General features: G+C 47.0%; 14 protein-coding genes and 1 pseudogene. 11 read left to right on the top strand and 4 right to left on the bottom strand.

What is annotated here, in order from left to right:
- Positions 1-101 precede the first annotated feature (101 nt).
- Positions 102-341, bottom strand: a pseudogene (locus MAQ5080_RS17725) (EAL-associated domain-containing protein); the annotation flags it as partial.
- A 97-nt stretch (positions 342-438) separates the two neighbouring features.
- A complete protein-coding gene (locus MAQ5080_RS09440; RefSeq protein WP_067209092.1) occupies positions 439-2,598 on the bottom strand; it encodes a methyl-accepting chemotaxis protein in 2,160 nt (719 codons plus the stop codon).
- A 404-nt stretch (positions 2,599-3,002) separates the two neighbouring features.
- On the opposite strand from MAQ5080_RS09440, the gene MAQ5080_RS09435 reads away from it, so the two are divergent.
- Positions 3,003-4,145: a patatin-like phospholipase family protein gene (locus MAQ5080_RS09435; protein ID WP_067209089.1), complete on the top strand. Its 1,143-nt coding sequence runs from the start codon at positions 3,003-3,005 to the stop codon at positions 4,143-4,145.
- A gap of 354 nt (positions 4,146-4,499) precedes the next feature.
- On the opposite strand, the gene aceF is transcribed toward MAQ5080_RS09435, so the two are convergent.
- Together aceF and aceE are read right to left on the bottom strand one after the other, a co-directional pair.
- Positions 4,500-6,455, bottom strand: coding sequence for a dihydrolipoyllysine-residue acetyltransferase (gene aceF, locus MAQ5080_RS09430; protein WP_067209087.1), 1,956 nt, complete (start codon positions 6,453-6,455; stop codon positions 4,500-4,502).
- Between the two features lie 85 nt (positions 6,456-6,540).
- Entirely contained in the window at positions 6,541-9,207 is a 2,667-nt protein-coding gene (gene aceE / locus MAQ5080_RS09425) for a pyruvate dehydrogenase (acetyl-transferring), homodimeric type (protein WP_067209084.1), read from the bottom strand.
- A gap of 784 nt (positions 9,208-9,991) precedes the next feature.
- Here aceE and nadC point away from each other — a divergent pair.
- The 10 genes from nadC to yacG all read left to right on the top strand — a co-directional run bounded on the left by nadC (position 9,992) and on the right by yacG (position 19,134).
- Positions 9,992-10,843 (top strand): carboxylating nicotinate-nucleotide diphosphorylase, encoded by an 852-nt coding sequence (gene nadC / locus MAQ5080_RS09420; RefSeq protein WP_067209081.1) that lies wholly within the window; start codon positions 9,992-9,994, stop codon positions 10,841-10,843.
- Between the two features lie 5 nt (positions 10,844-10,848).
- Positions 10,849-12,045: an acetate/propionate family kinase gene (locus tag MAQ5080_RS09415; RefSeq protein WP_067209077.1), complete on the top strand. Its 1,197-nt coding sequence runs from the start codon at positions 10,849-10,851 to the stop codon at positions 12,043-12,045.
- A gap of 27 nt (positions 12,046-12,072) precedes the next feature.
- Positions 12,073-14,169 (top strand): phosphate acetyltransferase, encoded by a 2,097-nt coding sequence (gene pta / locus MAQ5080_RS09410; protein ID WP_067209072.1) that lies wholly within the window; start codon positions 12,073-12,075, stop codon positions 14,167-14,169.
- 76 nt (positions 14,170-14,245) lie between these two features.
- On the top strand, positions 14,246-15,019 hold the full coding sequence (locus MAQ5080_RS17250) for a putative metalloprotease CJM1_0395 family protein (protein ID WP_082861074.1): 774 nt from the start codon (positions 14,246-14,248) through the stop codon (positions 15,017-15,019).
- A gap of 61 nt (positions 15,020-15,080) precedes the next feature.
- Entirely contained in the window at positions 15,081-15,533 is a 453-nt protein-coding gene (locus MAQ5080_RS09400; RefSeq protein WP_197464598.1) for a pilin, read from the top strand.
- A gap of 9 nt (positions 15,534-15,542) precedes the next feature.
- A complete protein-coding gene (locus tag MAQ5080_RS09395) occupies positions 15,543-16,472 on the top strand; it encodes a GspE/PulE family protein (RefSeq protein ID WP_067209069.1) in 930 nt (309 codons plus the stop codon).
- Positions 16,469-17,509, top strand: coding sequence for a type II secretion system F family protein (locus MAQ5080_RS09390; RefSeq protein ID WP_067209066.1), 1,041 nt, complete (start codon positions 16,469-16,471; stop codon positions 17,507-17,509). Before MAQ5080_RS09395 ends, MAQ5080_RS09390 begins: the two co-directional genes overlap by 4 nt.
- Positions 17,499-18,299 (top strand): prepilin peptidase, encoded by an 801-nt coding sequence (locus MAQ5080_RS09385; protein ID WP_067209063.1) that lies wholly within the window; start codon positions 17,499-17,501, stop codon positions 18,297-18,299. Before MAQ5080_RS09390 ends, MAQ5080_RS09385 begins: the two co-directional genes overlap by 11 nt.
- Positions 18,296-18,913: a dephospho-CoA kinase gene (coaE, locus tag MAQ5080_RS09380; protein WP_231870813.1), complete on the top strand. Its 618-nt coding sequence runs from the start codon at positions 18,296-18,298 to the stop codon at positions 18,911-18,913. Before MAQ5080_RS09385 ends, coaE begins: the two co-directional genes overlap by 4 nt.
- Positions 18,914-18,918: 5 nt before the next feature.
- Entirely contained in the window at positions 18,919-19,134 is a 216-nt protein-coding gene (gene yacG / locus MAQ5080_RS17245) for a DNA gyrase inhibitor YacG (RefSeq protein WP_082861067.1), read from the top strand.
- The last annotated feature ends 6 nt before the right edge of the window (positions 19,135-19,140 follow it).

Below are 19,140 nucleotides of genomic sequence, written 5' to 3'. Positions count from 1 at the left end.
GCCCCTTATCAAGATATATATTTTATATAGTCACGGATAATCCGTTAACTTTCAACGCATCCCCCAAATAAAACAACTATTTACGAACCTTTGATGACAACTCATGTCTGCTCGACGTAAACATCAAGCAATAAAACTTGTTCCGTCGCTAAACGTACCACCAAGGTTTTACAGTGCTTTCCACTGTGAATATCGAGGTAAGTATCTGAGACGATGGCACTATCGGTACAACAGGCTTCATAAAAGTGGGGACGCCAAGACCAATTCAGCGCTTGCCAGGGCGCGCCCTCCTCAAACTCACCCTGGTCATTTAAAACATAGTTTGGTGATACCTGCTGACCGTAACAATCGGTTGATAGAAAGGCACCAGACCGACCTTCAACTGCCTTAGTTTATATTGATCCATGATCAACTCATCATCACTCCAGCATTCCATTGTCACGGTTGCTGCACCACACTCACTTTAAACAAACCAACCAAACGCGATAATGAACTGACTTTCGCATTGACCTGTTCAGCGTTACTTTTCACCTGCTCAATACTGCTACCCATCTGTAACGAACTGGCGGCCACTTGCATGACATGATCACCGTTTTTTTGACTACTGTTAGAAATTTGCTCAATGATGGTAAACATTTCTTCGGCAATACGAGAAAGCTGCTCACTGTCATTCGAAGCCGCTTCATTGCGGTCCAGACTGTTATTTACATCCTGCACCCCCTGCTCCATATAGCTCACCGCACGATCGGACTGCTTCTTGATTTCATCCACCACTATGCCGATGTCTGCCGCTGTATTCGCAGTACGTGTTGCCAAAGCACGCACTTCATCTGCCACGACCGAGAATCCACGACCATACTCCCCCGCTCTGGCAGCTTCGATGGCAGCATTAAGGGCTAATAGATTGGTTTGACTGGTGATATCGGTAATTTCCTCAATAAACTGGCCCACATTCTCCGCTTGCTTACTTAATGCATGCACTGAGTTCGCTGACGTCTGCACCACATCACGAATGGTTTCCGTACTTTGACGAACTAGCACATATTGCTGCTGTGCACTCTGTACTGCATGCTCCATGGAATCTTTCATGACAGCAATGGTGCCATTCGCTTGGCGCACATACTCAGACTGATTCTGAACCAAGCCAAGAGAGTCATTGGCAACACGCTGTACCTTTTCTGCGGCCTCAGCTGCTTCCTTATTAGAGTGTTCCATTTGTGCTGTATATTTTGATACTTGTTTGGCGGAAACGATTACTTCACCGACAATTTGATCCAAGTTATCGACAAAGCTATTCATCCAACGTCCCAGCCCACCCGCTTCGTTGGGCGGTAGCTTGGAGACATCCATTCTTTGTGTCAGGTTGCCCTCCCCTTCGGCTAACTCACGGATAACCCGTGTCATGCCCCCTAATTGACGTGCAGTTTTAGCCGGCCCTTTAACGGAAAAAAACAACGAGAACACAAAAGCTAAGCTGATTGACAGAGTTAAAGCAGCCCAAGTCGGCAGAACGCCTGTGCTCAACAAGGCATATTGCGCCAAAACGGTACAAAGCATACATAGCCAGTACCATTTCATGGTGGTAAATTTGATTGAGCGTGGACGGTAAACTTCCTCAACATCCGCCTCACACATCATTCCCCAGCGGTCGTCTGAACCTTCTAATTGGAAGGTAACGCCCTTACCAATCACCGGAATATGGCGATAGTCGGAGTAGCCTGGGTATTTCACATACAGGTTTTCACCATTACGTATTGTTTCTCGTACCCCTGGATGCAGCTCACCTGTGGCAGGATCGGTAAACATCACCTCTAGCTCGGTGTGCTGCTTAATTGACACCACCCCAAAAGGAGTGGAAACACCTTGCTTCAGATTCTCACCTAAAAAGAAGGTGTCATCTTCAAAGCGAGAGCGGCTTAAAGCAACACCTGGTTTGATCATAGCATCGAAGTTAGATGTCACCATAAACAGATAATTATCACCGGATTCATGGTAGATATGTCCTGCTTCACGCTGAATGAGATCACTTAAAACATCGTTGGGAATACGCGCACAGAGCCACTGTAATTGCGCCTGACCTGGAATCTGAAGTGGCTGATAAAACATCAAGGTCATTTGATCATGAAATTTAGAGGTAGTGGCACCTAGGTTATCCGTGATGGAGTCAGGATAAGGACCATGCAGAAATCGCCCCTCTCGGGCACGTTCTAGCGCTTTAGGTTGTCCATGGGGCCCGCCTGAACGCGCCGCAACAGTGGAGAGATATACTTGCCCACTAGTTTCCACAATAAAGAGTTCCGATGCTTCGGGAAGTGATTGGGCTAAAAGCGCTAGCGATTGATTAAAGTTGGCTTGTTGGCTGACTTCTATGGAGTGAGCCGTTTGCTCTAATCGCTGCCATACATTACCAACAAATTGCGTTAATAATCGCACTCGGGTATTGGCAATGCCTTCAAATGTGGCTTCAATATCTTGGTAAGCATACCGATTAAGAAAACAACTCCAGCCCAGATTTAACTTCCCATTTCTACCAAACCACTTCAGCCATTGCTTTTCTTTACCACTTAAAGCCATTGCATCGCTTGCTAATTGAGACATGTTTTTACCTTCTATGGATTTTATTGCTTTCCATCTTATTTATTGATGGTTTTTTGAAGAAAAAGTTAGCAATTAACGTACCATTTGCCTTATTACGTCGCATTTTTATCAAATAGCGGCAAAATCAATCAGATAATTAGATGATAATTCTATGAAAGCAACCTTATAAAGCACATCCCTCTACCTTGAACACGAATCAATGAAAAAAATAAGACATAAACTGAATTTATAATAACGCTGCAACATCTACACTGCCCCCCACCACCATGTTCACAAAAATATGCAAAAACAATTACATAAAAGCACCAATAGCACGCATTTATTTACCAAGTGCACCAATACAAACCAGCCTTTCATGAACTAACATTAAACATGCCTTCTGTAATATATTAGTAGGAGCGCATATGAATCGAGTTAAATCAGCATTATTACTCTCTGGCGGTGGCGCTCGTGGCGCGTATCAGATTGGTGTGTTACAAGCACTGGTCAAATTGCTACCGCATCACCATTCATTGCCCTTTCCTATTCTATGCGGTACATCTGCCGGTGCACTCAATGCAGCCCTTTTAGCCACCCGCGCGACCAGTTTTAGTCGCGGTGTTAGACATCTCGCTTTTATCTGGAGCCACTTAACGACTGAACAGGTCTATCAAGTCAGTCGTTGGCCGATTGCGTCATCCATTACTCGAAGTATCGCCAACATTTTTCTTAGTCAAAGCGAAGGTCGTCAAATATCTTTGATGACAAACAGCCCGTTAGAAGACCTTTTGCTGAGCTATTTAAATTTGGATGATGTTGCTGTTGCCCTGAATCAGCGCCTCATTGAAACCCTTGCGGTCACGGCGATTGACTACAGTAACGGTAATTCAACGACCTTCTATCAAACATCCAATCCAGACATCAACAATTGGCAGATGGGACGAAAAGCAGGCATCAAACAAGCGATTAAGATTGAGCACTTACTCGCCTCCAGTGCGATTCCGGGGATTTTTCCAGCTCGTAAAATAGGCCAACACTATTATGGGGATGGCGCGGTACGTTTGGGTTCCATCATACAACCTGCGATTCGCTTGGGCGCTGAAAAGCTATTTATTATTGGTGTCAGTGATAACAGACAAGCCATAGAATGGCACCAAGCCACCAATACTGAAGAAGCTCTGCAGCCTTCGATCGTTCAGGTGCTAGGCCACCTTTTCAATAGCGCCTTTCTGGATACCGTTGATGACGATATTACCCATATCGAAACCCTCAATCGTTTATTAGAAAAAATACCTCAAGATCAGCGTCCACCAGAATTACCGTTACGCAAGACGTTGGTTATTTCTCCATCAAAAGGCCTTAACGTACTGGCCAACGAGCACCTTGAGACATTGCCAAGGCATATTCAAAAGCTTTTACGCACCGCCAGCGGCAATCAAAGCAGTAGTGCCTCTTCAGCGGCGAGTTACTTGCTGTTTACGCCAGAATACTGCAAAGCCTTAATGGAGCTGGGCTATAAAGATGCCATGTGGCAACAAGACAAGATTATGGATTTCTTTGCAGATTAGCATACTGTGCGCAACCGTATTTGTGGGCATTGTAGCTTCGCGCTTCGCGCTTTGCGCGGGATGTCGGGGCGGGACACCCGCCCCATAATTGCAAGATCCAACTCGCTCTTACGACCCAATTCTATCGGCGATGAAGAGCATCAGCCGCTCTCAGGAGACAGCTCGTACGACCCGACTCCGTTCGGGGAAGCGAGGTTTCAAAATATCCTTCGCAAAGCAAAGTCCTACAAAACCATTTCATGGGTATTGTAAGACCGCGCTTCGCGTGGGAATAAGCGATTAAATCAGAGAGGATAAGCAATAAAAAAGGCAGCCATTTGGCTGCCTTTTCGGTTCTTAATCAGAACAACTTGATTACAGAGTTAGACGACGTACGTCGCTTAGCAATGCGTTCAAGTAAGTCATGAAGCGACCTGCATCAGCGCCGTTCACGGCACGGTGATCGTAAGACAAGCACAATGGCAACATTGTACGTGGCTCAAACTCTTTACCGTTCCAACGAGGCTCAACATCTGCTTTAGATACACCAAGGATACCCACTTCAGGAGTGTTAACGATTGGTGTAAAGCCAGTACCACCCATAGCACCAAGGCTAGAAATAGTGAAACAACCACCTTGCATATCAGCAGGCTTAAGTTGTTTAGCCAAGGCTTTCTTGATTAGCTCGCCCGCTTCAGTTGCGATTTGAACAACCGATTTCTGATCCACATCACGTAGTACAGGCACCACTAGACCTACTGGAGAGTCGACCGCGATACCGATGTGAACGTACTTCTTCTGCACAACGCTTTCGCCATCAGCATGTAGAGATACGTTAAACGCTGGGTTCTTAACCAATGCTTGGGCAACGGCTTTGATCATGAATGGAAGCGGCGTTAGTTTCACACCTTGTTTTTCCATTTCTGGCTTCAAGCTCTTACGGAATTCTTCTAGATCCGTAATGTCGGCTTTGTCGAACTGAGTTACGTGAGGAACATTCAACCAAGAACGCGTCATGTTGAACGACGTGATCTTTTGGATCTTGCTCATCTTAACTACTTCAACTTCACCGAACTGGCTGAAATCGATCTCAGGTACACGAGGAATGCCCGCACCTTCTGCTACCGCTGCAGTAGATGCTGCTGGAGCAGATGCCGCTTTCTGTACTGCTGCTTTTACGTAAGCGTGAAGATCTTCTTTCGTGATACGACCACGTGGACCAGTGGCACGAACCAAAGACAAATCAACACCCAATTCACGTGCTAGCAAACGAACCGCTGGGCCGGCGTGAACTTTCTTGTTTGGCGTCGCAAGTACCGCACCTTGATCCGCTGCAGGCGCAGCTGCTTTAGGTGCTTCTTGTTTCGCTGGAGCTGCTGCTTTAGGTGCTTCTTGCTGAGCTGGAGCCGCGGCTGGCGCAGAACCTTCCACTTCAAGCTCAAGAATCAGCGTACCTTCAGATACCTTATCGCCTTCTTTAATAGAAAGAGACTTAACCGTACCTGATTTTGGTGCAGGAATGTCCATAGAGGCTTTATCAGTTTCTAGAACGATGATGGAATCACCTTCAGAAACCTTATCACCTTCTGCAACAGATACTTCGATTACGTCAACATCTGTTGCGCCACCGATATCCGGCACCTTAACGGCTTCTACGCCACCCGCAACTGGTGCAGCAGCAGGTGCTGGCGCTGCTTCAGGAGCTGGGGCTGGTTCAGAAGCAGTTTTCTCAGCAACTGGAGCGGCCGCTTCAGCACCTTCCGCCATGATCACAAGAATGTCGTCACCTTCAGAAACGGTGTCGCCCTCTTTGATCAGTAGCTTAGCAATTTTGCCGCTTACTGGAGACGGAATGTCCATAGACGCTTTGTCTGTTTCAAGAACGATGATGGAATCACCTTCAGACACTTCGTCGCCTTCCGCTACGCAGACTTCAATGACGTCAACGCCTGTTGCGCCGCCGATATCTGGTACAGAAACAGTTTGTTCCGCTGCAGCAGCTGGCGCTGCAGGTTTTTCTGCCGCTGGTGCCGGAGCAGGTGCTGCTTCTGCTTTAACTTCTTCTTGAGCAGGTGCTTCAGCCGATGCTGCGCCTTCTACTTCGATAGTAAGAACTTCACTACCTTCAGAAACCGTATCACCCTCTTTTACAGAGATCGCTGTTACTTTACCTGCTAGTGGAGACGGAACGTCCATAGACGCTTTGTCAGTCTCTAATACGATAATTGATTGGTCAACTTCAATAATGTCGCCAACTTGCACGCTAACTTCGATTACATCGACGTCAGTCGCGCCACCAATATCCGGTACTCGAATGATTTCAGTACTCACGGAAATCTCCTTTGTCGTAAAGACGCATCAAACTTTTTCAAACTGAGTCGACCCATGGTCGACTCAGTCCCGATTAATCCGCTAATTAGCAGGTAACTGGGTTTGGCTTGTTAGGATCAAGACCAAATTTGCTGATTGCTTCAGCAACGACGTCCGCTTTCACTTTGCCGTCTTTTGCTAGAGCGCTCAGCGCAGAAACTACTACCCAGTAACGGTTCACTTCGAAGAAGTGACGCAGTTTGGCACGGGTGTCGCTTCGACCAAAGCCATCAGTACCTAGTACATTGTAAGTGCTGTTGACGAATGGGCGAATCTGATCTGCGTAAAGTTTGATGTGGTCAGTAGAAGCTACCACTGGACCTTTATCACCTAGACACTGCTCTACGTAAGATAGGCGTGGCTCTTCTGTTGGATGAAGCATGTTCCAACGCACTGCATCCAGACCTTCACGGCGCAATTCGTTGAAAGAGGTCACACTCCAAATATCAGCGTTCACACCAAACTCTTCGCTTAGGATTTCAGCCGCGGCTTCTACTTCACGTAGAATCACACCTGCACCTAGAAGCTGAACAGATTGCTTGTTGCCTTTCTTCTCAACAGACTTGAACTTGTACATACCTTTCAGGATGCCTTCTTCAACACCTTCAGGCATATCTGGGTGTTCGTAGTTCTCGTTCATTACTGTCAAGTAGTAGAACACGCTCTCACGTTCTTGGTACATACGACGTAGGCCGTCTTGTACGATAACCGCTACTTCATATGAGTAAGTTGGATCGTAAGAGACACAGTTCGGGATAGTGCCCGCAAGAATGTGCGAGTGACCATCTTCGTGCTGCAGACCTTCACCGTTTAGGGTTGTACGACCAGCGGTTGCACCCAGTAGGAAACCACGTGCTTGTGAGTCACCTGCCGCCCAAGCCAAGTCACCAATACGTTGGAAACCAAACATTGAGTAGTAGATGTAAACAGGAATCATTGGGTAGTTGCTGTTACTGTAAGAAGTCGCCAGCGCCAACCAAGCAGACATCGCACCCGCTTCGTTGATACCTTCCTGTAGAATCTGACCGTTCTGAGATTCTTTGTAGAACATTACTTGCTGGTGGTCATGTGGCGTGTAACGCTGACCTTCAGACGAGTAAATGCCTAGTTGACGGAACATACCTTCCATACCGAAAGTACGTGCTTCGTCGGCAACGATTGGTACCACACGCTGGCCAATGCCTTTGTGCTTAACCATGTTGTTCAAGCAACGAACAAAGGCCATGGTCGAAGAAATTTCACGACCTGCAGTACCTTTAAGCTGAGCTTTAAAGTCTTCAAGTGATGGCACGTCTAGCGCTTCACACTCTTTACGACGCACTGGGAAGTCACCGTGTAGTACTTCACGACGCGAGCGCAAGTACTTCATTTCAGGGCTATCTTCAGCAGGACGGTAGTAAGGAAGATCTTTTAGTTCATCATCGCTGATTGGAATACCGAACTTGTCACGGAATTGAGCCAAAGACTCCTCATCCAGTTTCTTAGTTTGGTGAGCAGTGTTTTGCGCTTCTGCTGCCTTGAACATACCGTAACCTTTAACGGTTTGAGCAAGGATAACAGTCGGCTGACCTTTATGAGAGGTCGCTTCTGCGTACGCTGCGTAAACTTTGTATGGGTCGTGACCACCACGGTTAAGGTTCATGATGTCATCGTCAGACATGTCCTTAACCATTTCTAGCAATTCTGGGTATTTGCCGAAGAAATGCTCACGTGTGTAAGCGCCGCCGTTTGCTTTGTAGTTTTGCAATTCGCCGTCACACACTTCGTCCATACGTTTTTGAAGCAGACCTTTCTCGTCTTTTTCAAAAAGTGGGTCCCAATGACGGCCCCATAGACATTTCACTACGTTCCAGCCTGCGCCGCGGAATACGCCTTCAAGCTCTTGAACGATTTTGCTGTTACCACGCACAGGGCCATCAAGACGCTGCAGGTTACAGTTGATAACGAAGATTAGGTTATCTAGTTTCTCACGGCCCGCAAGCGCGATCGCACCTAGTGATTCTGGCTCGTCACACTCACCATCACCTAGGAATGCCCATACCTTACGGTCACCTTGCGTAACAAGTCCACGGCTATCTTGATACTTCATAACGTGAGCTTGGTAAATTGCTTGCAGCGGACCAAGACCCATAGATACCGTTGGGAACTGCCAGTAATCAGGCATCAACCATGGGTGTGGGTAAGAAGAAAGACCCTTGCCGTCGACTTCGCGACGGAAGTTATCCATTTGCTCTTCAGTCAAACGGCCTTCGATGAATGAACGTGCGTAGATACCTGGTGCAATGTGACCTTGGAAGAACACCATGTCGGCTTCTTGCGTTTCGCTAGCACCACGGAAGAAGTGGTTGAACGCGATGTCATACAAAGTTGCTGCAGATGAGAAACTTGTAATGTGGCCACCCAAAGTAGAGTCTTCGCGGTTTGCCTTCATTACCATCGCCAAGGCGTTCCAACGAATGATAGAACGAATACGGCGCTCCATGAACAAGTCACCTGGAAGCGGCTTCTCGTTTTGTGGTGCGATCGTATTACGGTATGGCGTAGTAATAGACGCAGGCATTGGAGTGCCTGATTTAACTGCCTCTTTACTTAGGCGATCCAGAATATACTGGGCACGTTCAGGACCTTCTTCTCGAAGGACAGACTCGAGCGCATCGACCCACTCTTTGGTTTCAATTGGATCGATATCTTCGAGGATATGCTGCTCCGTCATAGTGTTAATAACCCCCGCTATTAGAACAGTTCTTCAAACCCTTAGGCGCATTTGGTTGTGTCGCAAACCTAAGAGCAGTTTAAACAGACCGCACGAACTCACCTGTGATCTTGAGTTCAGCCGATACTTACATACAGTAAGGCTAACCTATCTATGGTGCCTTATTGTATGTAGGCTTGATTGTAAACATGCTTTTTATTCTAGTTAGATGCCTGTCGCCATCATTACCGACCACCCGTTTATTTGGGTTAGCCTGTTTCCGTTTATAAGTTTGATTAACAAACTTTCGCCGCTCCAACTTTCTGCACACTGTTGTGCAGTGCAGAAAGCTAAAACCGACATTAACTGGTGCCACTTAAACAGCTTTAGAGACGCCTAAACATCACTAAAATTACTGCTTCCTTTACGCTGTTTGCATGCAATTTACTGCATTGCCGCGGCCGTTATTCCCGTGAGTTGGTACAAAAAACGCGGCCTAGATTACCATCTAATGCCTGCAAGGAATAGATACAGAGCTAAATATAGCGCTTTAAAAAAGCGCAAAGCAGGCCAAAAGTGATTGTTTTTTGTGCAAAAAGCAACTTTGCAATGATTTATGTACCGTTTTATGTGCGACATCACGCTAACTATTTCCACACTTAATAGCAACCATAATCATTATTTATTATGATCGGACACACTCCACTTTTAACAAATGTTACAAAACCAATTTCTAAACTGACTAAAGCCTTGATACTCGTTACAATTAACGACATATCAAGGCCTATTTAATTGGACATATTTAATGACAACTCTTTCTGAGCAACTACAAGCACATATTCAGCAACACGTTCAACTTGCCTTAGAAGAAGATATTGGCTCTGGCGACATTACCGCGCAACTGATCCCTGAAGACAATACACTTGAAGCCGTAGTCGTTACCCGTGAAGCCGCAGTGCTGTGTGGCCAAGCTTGGGCTAACGAAGTCTTTCAGCAACTTGACCCAAGTGTAAAGCTCGAGTGGTTGGCTAGCGAAGGCGACGACTTACAGCCTGACACCCCTTTTCTAAAACTGACGGGGAATGCACGTAGCATCCTAACCGGTGAGCGCACTGCGCTAAATTACATTCAGATGTTGTCTTACACGGCCACTGTTTCGCGCCGTTACGCACAACTGGTTGCAGGTCAGACACTAACTGTTCTGGATACTCGCAAAACGATTCCAAGCTTCCGTCTTGCACAAAAATACGCAATTAAAGTTGGCGGAGCCTCCAATCACCGCGTTGGCCTATATGATGCATTCTTGATCAAAGAGAATCATATTATGGCGGCAGGTTCTATTGAGGCAGCGGTAAAACAAGCACAAGTGGTTGCCCCAGGTAAGCCAATTGAAGTGGAAACGGAAAACTTAGACGAAGTCGCTCAAGCGGTTAACGCTGGTGCTGACATCATCATGCTGGACAACTTTACCCTTGAGGAAATGGCGACAGCGGTTACCCAATACAAAGGTCAGGTAAAATTCGAGGCCTCTGGCAATATGACGGATGCTCATATCAAGGATGTCGCCACTACTGGTGTTGACTTTATCTCAGTGGGAGCACTGACCAAGCATGTACAAGCGATTGATTTATCACTGCGTGTATGCAAGGAGTCCTAATCAAGATGGCACACGTCCTCGTCGTTAACTGCGGCAGCTCCTCGCTAAAATTTGCCATCATGGATGGCACCGAAAATCCACCGCTACTGGAAGGGATTGCTGAACGCTTAGGATCTGAACATAGCCTAATTACCTTTAAGCATGCCGGCACAAAAGTGGAACAAGCGCTGCATGAACATGATCATCGTGGGGCAGTAACTGCCATCAAAAATTGGATCGACCAGCACCGCGAACTCAACATAGAAATAGTTGGCATTGGTCATCGTGTGGTACATGGCGGAGAAATGTTCAGTCAATCCGTGCTAATTGACGAGGATGTTTTATCCGGAATAGAAGAGTGCTCTCAGTTTGCACCACTGCATAATCCCGCCCACGTCAAAGGGATCAAAGAAACTCAAGCTCTATTTGGTGAACTGCCCAACGTCGCGGTGTTCGATACCGCTTTCCACCAAACGTTGGCTGCGGATCAGTACCTTTACCCTATTCCGATGCGCTTATATCGAGAGCACCATTTTCGTAAATACGGCTTCCACGGCACTAGCTACCGCTTTATTGCGCAAAAGCTTGCTTCTCTAGCGCCGGATTTTGGCCAGCAAAATACCTTGGTGGCGCACTTAGGCAATGGCGCCAGTGTTTGTGCCATCCAATCCGGCAAGTCGGTTGATACCAGTATGGGCATCACCCCTTTAGAAGGCTTGATGATGGGCACGCGCAGTGGCAGCCTAGATCCAAGCTTGTTGGCCTTTATCAGTGATGCGGAAAATATCACTATGAAAGAGGCCCTTGATATCCTGAACAAAGAAAGCGGCTTAAAAGGCATTTCAGAAATATCCAATGACTGTCGCTCCATCGAAGAGGCTCAGGCGGCAGGGGATGATCGTGCCGAATTAGCCCTTAATATGTTTGCATCAAAAGCCGCGAAACACCTCGCTTCGGTTGCGACCAATCTTAGTCGTGTGGACCATCTTGTTTTTACGGGTGGAATTGGCGAGAACTCCCCTATCATTCGCGGCAAAATATGTGACCGTCTTCGAATGATGGGCATTCAATTGGACCAGCACGCCAACCAAATGTGCCCTCGTGGAGAAATCTCTAAGATTTCAAAGCAGGCGTCTTTGTCGAATGTATGGGTAATTCCTACCAACGAAGAGCTATTGATCGCACAAGATACCTTGGCTTTGATTGACATTCACCGAAACTGAGCAGCGTCACAGAAGGATACTTTTCATATGTCGACAAATGTCTTAATGACCGTTCCTACAGGCCCTGGTGTTGGATTGACATCGGTGTCTGTGGGCTTGGTTCGAGCACTGGAACAACAAGGACTAAAAGCCAGTTTCTTTAAACCTATTGCTCAACCTCATCCAGATGATACCGGCCCTGACCGCTCGACGGCCATGGTCGCTCAAGGCTCTACTTTGCGCCCTGCGGACCCTATTCCGTTGCATGAAGCGGAGCGTTACTTATACAACGACGCCATTGATGAATTAATGGAGGAAGTGGTAGGCCGCTTTCAAGCCAGTATTGAGCCGGACTCTACTGTCATCGTTGAAGGCCTCGCACAAATTCCTGGTCACCCCTATGCAACCCGTTTAAATAAAGCCATCGCACGTACGCTTGATGCTGGTATTGTGTTGGTTACCGCTCCCAACAAGATGCGCGTCACTGAGCTGGAACACCACGTTGAAATTGCCGCTGGCTCTTATGGCGGCATTAAGGCTGACGATGTCATCGGTTGTATTCTCAATAAAACACAACCAGGCTCCCTGGGCATGAAGTCATACGGTGATACCTTCGCCCAACGCCCTATTTTTAAACGTAACTTTAGCTTATTGGGACAAATACCGGTTTCCGAAGAGCTCACCTACCCGCGCGTAAAAGATGTGGCCGACTTTATGAACGCCACCATTATCAATGCAGGGGAAATGGAACAGCGCCGTATCCAGTCCTATACGCTTTGTGCTCGGGGCGTTGAAAATATGCTGGAAGCGTTACGCCCCGGCGTGCTGGTATTCACCCCTGGGGATCGTACCGATGTCATCATGGCCACTGCGATTGCGGCGTTGAACGACACTAAAATCGCAGCCCTAGTGTTAACAGGTGGCTACCAACCGAGTGAAGCCCTAATGACCCTGTGTGGTAAGGCCATGGCTAAGGGTTTACCGATTCTGTCGGTTGAGTCCAACAGCTGGGATACGGCAATTAAGATGCAAGCGTTTAACCAAGAAATTCCGCTGGATGACAAAGAGCGAATTTTGACGGTTAAGGAACACATTGCCCGCTGTATTGATCACGACTGGATCAACACATTTGCTCTCAATGATGAAGAACGCAAGTTATCGCCACCAGCGTTCCGTTACCGTTTGATCGAGCAAGCGCGTGCCCTCAATAAGCGAATTGTTCTGCCTGAAGGTGAGGAAATTCGCACCATTCAAGCGGCCTCAATTTGTGCCGAACGAGGCATTGCCCGCCCAACATTGCTGGGTAACCCTGAAGAAATTCAGCGCATTGCCCAGAACAATGGCATCGATCTTAATTATGGCGTTGAAATCATCGATCCAGATAGTATACGCGATAAATACGTTGCCCCGATGGTGGAAATCCGCAAGCATCGTGGTTTGACGGATATCGTCGCACGTGAACAACTAGAAGATAATGTGGTGCTCGGCACCATGATGCTTGAACAACATGATGTCGATGGCTTGGTGTCAGGCGCCATGCACACCACTGCCAACACCATACGACCGGCGTTGCAATTAATCAAAACCTCACCTGACTCAAGTTTGGTGTCTTCGGTTTTCTTTATGTGCCTACCGGATCAAGTCCTTGTGTACGGCGACTGCGCCATCAACCCAGACCCTAGCGCAGAACAGTTAGCGGAAATTGCCATCGAAAGTGCCATGTCGGCCAAAGCCTTTGGCGTCACTCCTCGTGTTGCTATGATCAGCTACAGTACTGGTGGGTCAGGTTCAGGCAATGATGTGGACAAAGTTCGTGAAGCAACGCGTATTGCACAAGAACGCCGACCAGACCTGTTGATTGACGGCCCACTACAATACGATGCAGCCATCATGGAGAAAGTCGCGAGTCAAAAAGCGCCTGATAGCAAAGTTGCAGGTAAGGCAACGGTGTTTATCTTCCCCGACCTCAATACTGGCAATACCACTTACAAAGCAGTACAACGTAGCGCTGAAGTCGTTAGCATTGGCCCGATGCTGCAAGGTATCCGCAAGCCTGTGAACGACCTATCCCGCGGTGCTTTAGTAGATGACATCGTCTACACAATCGCTATTACAGCGATACAAGCAGGTCAACTTGATAACTAACGTTTTGTTGATCACAAACTAGACAAAAAGCGACTGTTTGTTTACATTTATCGAATTACAACAAACGGTCGTTTTTATGTCTGGCAGTATTCCTCATGCTATTGAAGCTCACCGCTTTACGAATGAGCGCTCTATTCAGAGTGGGAATACCTACATTCAAAGCCCAAGCAATGACCCTGAAACCGAAGCCAGTGCCAGCGACAGAAGAGCTGCGTCTGACTACACTGTCAGCTTATCCGAAGACGCTCAAGGCTTACTAGCCCAAGAACAGCCCTCTCCCTCCACTGAGCAAACAGATAATGATTCTGCTGAGCAAGACAGTACAGAGAATGAGGATGCCTCCGAAAATGCGGATGACTCTGAAGCTACCGATGAACAAGGCCTGACCGAAGAAGAACAAGCCGAAGTTGACGACCTAAAAGCTCGTGATGAAGAAGTCCGTGTCCATGAGCAAGCTCACGCATCGGTCGGTGGACAGTATGCCGGCTCCCCCTCTTACAGTTATGAGCAAGGCCCTGACGGTAAACGCTACATTACCGATGGTGAAGTGCAAATTGACGTGAGTCCTGTATCCGGCGACCCACAAGCCACCATCGATAAAATGAAGCAGGTGTATCGAGCAGCCCTCGCGCCAGCGGAACCCTCATCTGCAGATCGGTCAGTGGCCAATGAAGCACAGCAGAAAATAGCTGACGCCATGTCTGAGTTGGCACAGCAAAGCGCCAACAATGGTGGACAGCAGACAGCCACATCTCAGGCTACCAAGACAAATCGCTCGACCCTTGAATCCGCTTACATGAGCAATGATTCAAACAGGACATCCGGCACACAAGTGGATCTTGTGGCCTAAAACCTTCTGGTATACAGGACGTAAGCCAGATTGAATACCATCATCATTCATGGAGGAATATATGATGCTATTTCGTTGCACCCGCCGTTCGGGTTTTACCCTTATTGAGTTGATGGTTGTGATTGCCATCATATCCATTCTCGCGTCATTCAGTGTGCCCTCATTCGAAAGGCACATTGCCAAGGCCAATTTGGTCGACATTCAGCTTTATAGTAATACCCTCACGAATGCTATTGATGAGTACATTCTTACTCATTCTGAGTTTCCAGACAGCACCACTTTTGCCTCGTTCAAACCGGACCATTCTGAGATCGATATGATCAAGCTGGTAAGCTTGACCAAGGTCGACGAACTACAAGGCACCATTTCTATTAGCTTTAACAGTGACATTGGTGTCAGCGAAGACCAATACATTCGTTTCGCGCGCGCCAATACCGGTCAGTGGTCCTGTTACTCCAGCTTGGATAGCCATTTATTACCTGAGCATTGTTCAGCAGCTTCGCAACAGCCATAGGAGCCCATCATGAATCTTGATCAGCTTTTAATACGGACTATTGAAGAACAAGCCAGCGACCTACACTTACATATTGAACAAGACACAGTCAGTGCCCGTTGGCGTGTTGCAGGCGCCTTATCAGCCAGCGCGATCTTTCAGCAAGGTAGCACCTTGGCCAATCGCATTAAGATAATGGCGAAACTTAATGTAGCGGAAGCGCGAAGAGTTCAAGAAGGACAGTTCGACTATGTGCACAATGGGCAATCTTATTGTATTCGAGTCAGTATCATGCGCTCTGACATCGGTGAAAAATTTGCCTTACGTGTGCTCACTTCCTCTATTAAACGGACGCTGCAGGAATTAGGCATTACCTCTGCAGCCCTAGATGACTTAAAGAGCACCATCCGACAGCCACACGGACTGGTGTTGGTATGCGGTGCCACGGGTTCTGGCAAAACGACCACCTTGTATGCCTGTCTAAATGAGATTAACGATGGCTCAAGAGCGATCTTTACCATTGAAGATCCTGTTGAAATACCCACGCCTGCGTTGTATCAATTTGAGCCTAATCCAAACTTAGAAATCAGCACCCATGACCTGCTGAAAGCGTTTATGCGACAAGACCCTGATGTCATTATGGTGGGGGAAATACGTGACGCAAAAACTGCGGACTTGGCTATCGCGGCAGCGTTAACCGGGCATTTAGTGTTAGCCACTTTACATACTAATAGCGCCTTAAATGTAGTACACCGATGTAAAAACTGGAATGTGGACTACTTTGCCTTTGCTAGCACCATCAAACTGATTATTCATCAGCGTATGAGCTATTGCGGCACCCAGCAGCTACCGGTATTTAGCGTATTAAAGCCCGCTTGGCAGGATAAACTGCCCAGTAGTTATGATGTTTTAATACAGCAAGCGGATATGTGGCAAATGTTAACTGGGGCCGACTTATGAAGTGGTTTCAGATTCAGGAGCAGCGCATTTTACCGTTTGCAAATAAACTAGATGCTTACCGCTATGCCATTGAGCGGAATTTGAGCGTCAAACTGATAAAGCCAATATCCCTACGCCCTATGACGACGCGTGCATGCCTAACGTTATTTACTCACATTCTGCACCACGTCAATACAGGGCACTCCCTACAAAGTGCTTTAATGCAGCAAAACCACCTACAATATGGGGCCGAGCTTAGGCGTCATGTATTGGCAATTCAGTCTTTGCTGAGCGAAGGACATCATGTCGCTAAGGCATTGACGGTTTTTCTACCTCAAAATATTAAACATTTGGCCGGCAGTATCCCGGTTGAAGGCACAGAGGAAGCTAAAATAGCCGCACTGCGTGTCGCGCACAGCATTCTGCAATCACAGCAAGCTTTGACCAACAAGCTGCTTAAAAGCCTCACCTACCCCCATTTGGTGATACAGTCTTCACTGTTGCTGGCGATGGTCAATGCTGTATTGAGCAAACAATCGATCATAATGCTAGGCATCACTTGGGGCCTTATCAGTCTGCTTCAGCTCGCCATCAGTGTCTGGGTTTATCGTGGACATGCCTACCCTGCATTGAGCCGCCTCCTAGTAAGCTTTCGAAGCAACAATAGCCTGCTGATTTTAGTGGCTTTATTGCAAAGTGGAGACCCTCTTCAAGGAGCGATTGAAAAGCTGCTAGAAAACAGCAGCAAGCAAGATAAGCTAGCATTGCATAGGTGCTTGTTATTGCTACAAGCGGGCACGCCCGTACCACAAGCTTTACCAAAGCATTGGTTTAACCAGCAGATTCAGACGCAACTTGAACAAGTTTATGCCACCGGTGATTTGGTGACACCGTTAACGATGGCGGCGCAGTCATGGGACGAAATCAATCAACGAATTTTAAACCTTGTCTCCAAAGCCTTCCCAATCTTAGGTATAGTGATAGCGGCACTGTTTGTCACACAAACATTAATGGCACTTTACGCCCCACTTATGGAAGTCAATACTCTTGGATTTTGACCTGAATCTTATACTGTACGTACTGTTTTTGCTCTGCATGGGCAGTACTTTAACGGCGATTTCCTATCGTTGGCAGCATCGTGCCGAATTCGAATGGCGCAAAGAGGCACATGAATTTCTTGAATTACCCTATTATGAACCCGAGCCTTTAAAGTTCAGCAAAGGTCGTTCTGTCTGCCCTCACTGTCATCATAGACTAAGTGTCATTGAGCTAATCCCATTACTCAGTTTTATCCTGCAAAAAGGCCGCTGCCGTCAGTGTCACAAGCCTATTTCCCTACGCTACCCCATCATTGAAGCGACCGCCGTGATGGCGTTACTGCCTTTATATTGGCTGCCCCTTAGCGCGCCCGAATGGGGGCTTTTGATCGTGCTGATATCGTCTTTGGTGTGCGCTATGATTATTGACGCTGAGCGCTATTGGCTGCCCGATGAATGCAGCTTTGTCGTGCTATGTTGTGCCACACTACTGTTTTATGCTGCAGATCAACATCAAATCTTAGTTAATGTCGGCGCAGGCTTATTTGCATACCTGTTTATTTACTTTATGCGTTATCTTTTTTTCAAGATACGTAAAATTGAAGCCATTGGTTTAGGGGATGCCAAATTACTAGCGGTGTTGGTTTTTTGGTTAGGGCCACATTCATTTAGCATGATTATGTTGCTGGCCTCATTATTAGGCATCACCGGAGCCCTAGTAAGCGGTAAAATTCGACACCATAAAATTCCGTTTGGTCCCTATTTAATTACTGCAGCACTTGGCTATTTTTATTCAGGATATTTTCTTTGATTGACACGAATGCAAATAACACAAAATTAATTGGTTTAACGGGCGGAATTGGCTCCGGTAAAAGCACCGCGGCCAAATTGTTTCAAGAACATCATGTTCAATATATCGATGTTGATGATTTGGCGCGAGAAGTCGTTCAACCAGGGGAAGCATGCCTACAGCAAATCGTTGACCATTTTGGTCCTCATGTCCTTCTGGATAACGGTGAATTAAACCGTGCTGCATTGCGTGAAATGGTTTTCTCCAAACCTGAACAACGCAAGACGTTAGAAGCGATTACCCACCCAGCGATTCGTCAGCGCCTGGCCGAGCGCCTTAGTGAAATGACTGGCCTCTATGCACTTTTGGTGCATCCGCTTTTATTTGAAACAGGCCAAAACAGCTTGTGTGACTATACCATCGCCATCAAGGTTCCACGAGAATTGCAAATTGAGCGCGTGATGCAGCGTGACAGAAACAGCCGCTCTCAAGTGGAACATATTTTAGATGCGCAATTAAGTAACGCTGAGCGCTGTAGCAAAGCGGATTTTATCTTGGAAAATACTGGTAACAGCGCGGATTTGAGTGTTAAAGTCTTACACATTCACAATAAATTACAAACGCTACTATCCTAGAATTAATGGAAACAAAAACACTGATTGCATGCCCCACTTGTGGCACTAAAACGCCGTGGTCTACCGAGAATAAAGATCGCCCATTTTGCAGCGCTCGCTGCAAGCTAATCGACTTAGGGGAATGGGCGAATGAAAGTTACAGCATTCCACAACAGACCTCAGACGAGGATGAAATCTTCTCAGAAGACCTTGTAGCGAACCCTAATAAGTCGTTCCTTTAGTATAAG

Source organism: Marinomonas aquimarina, from assembly GCF_900089755.1.
Classification (GTDB): Bacteria; Pseudomonadota; Gammaproteobacteria; order Pseudomonadales; family Marinomonadaceae; genus Marinomonas; species Marinomonas aquimarina.
The sequence above is the reverse complement of the archived record's forward strand: the minus strand, read 5'-3'. Positions and strand labels throughout refer to the sequence as shown.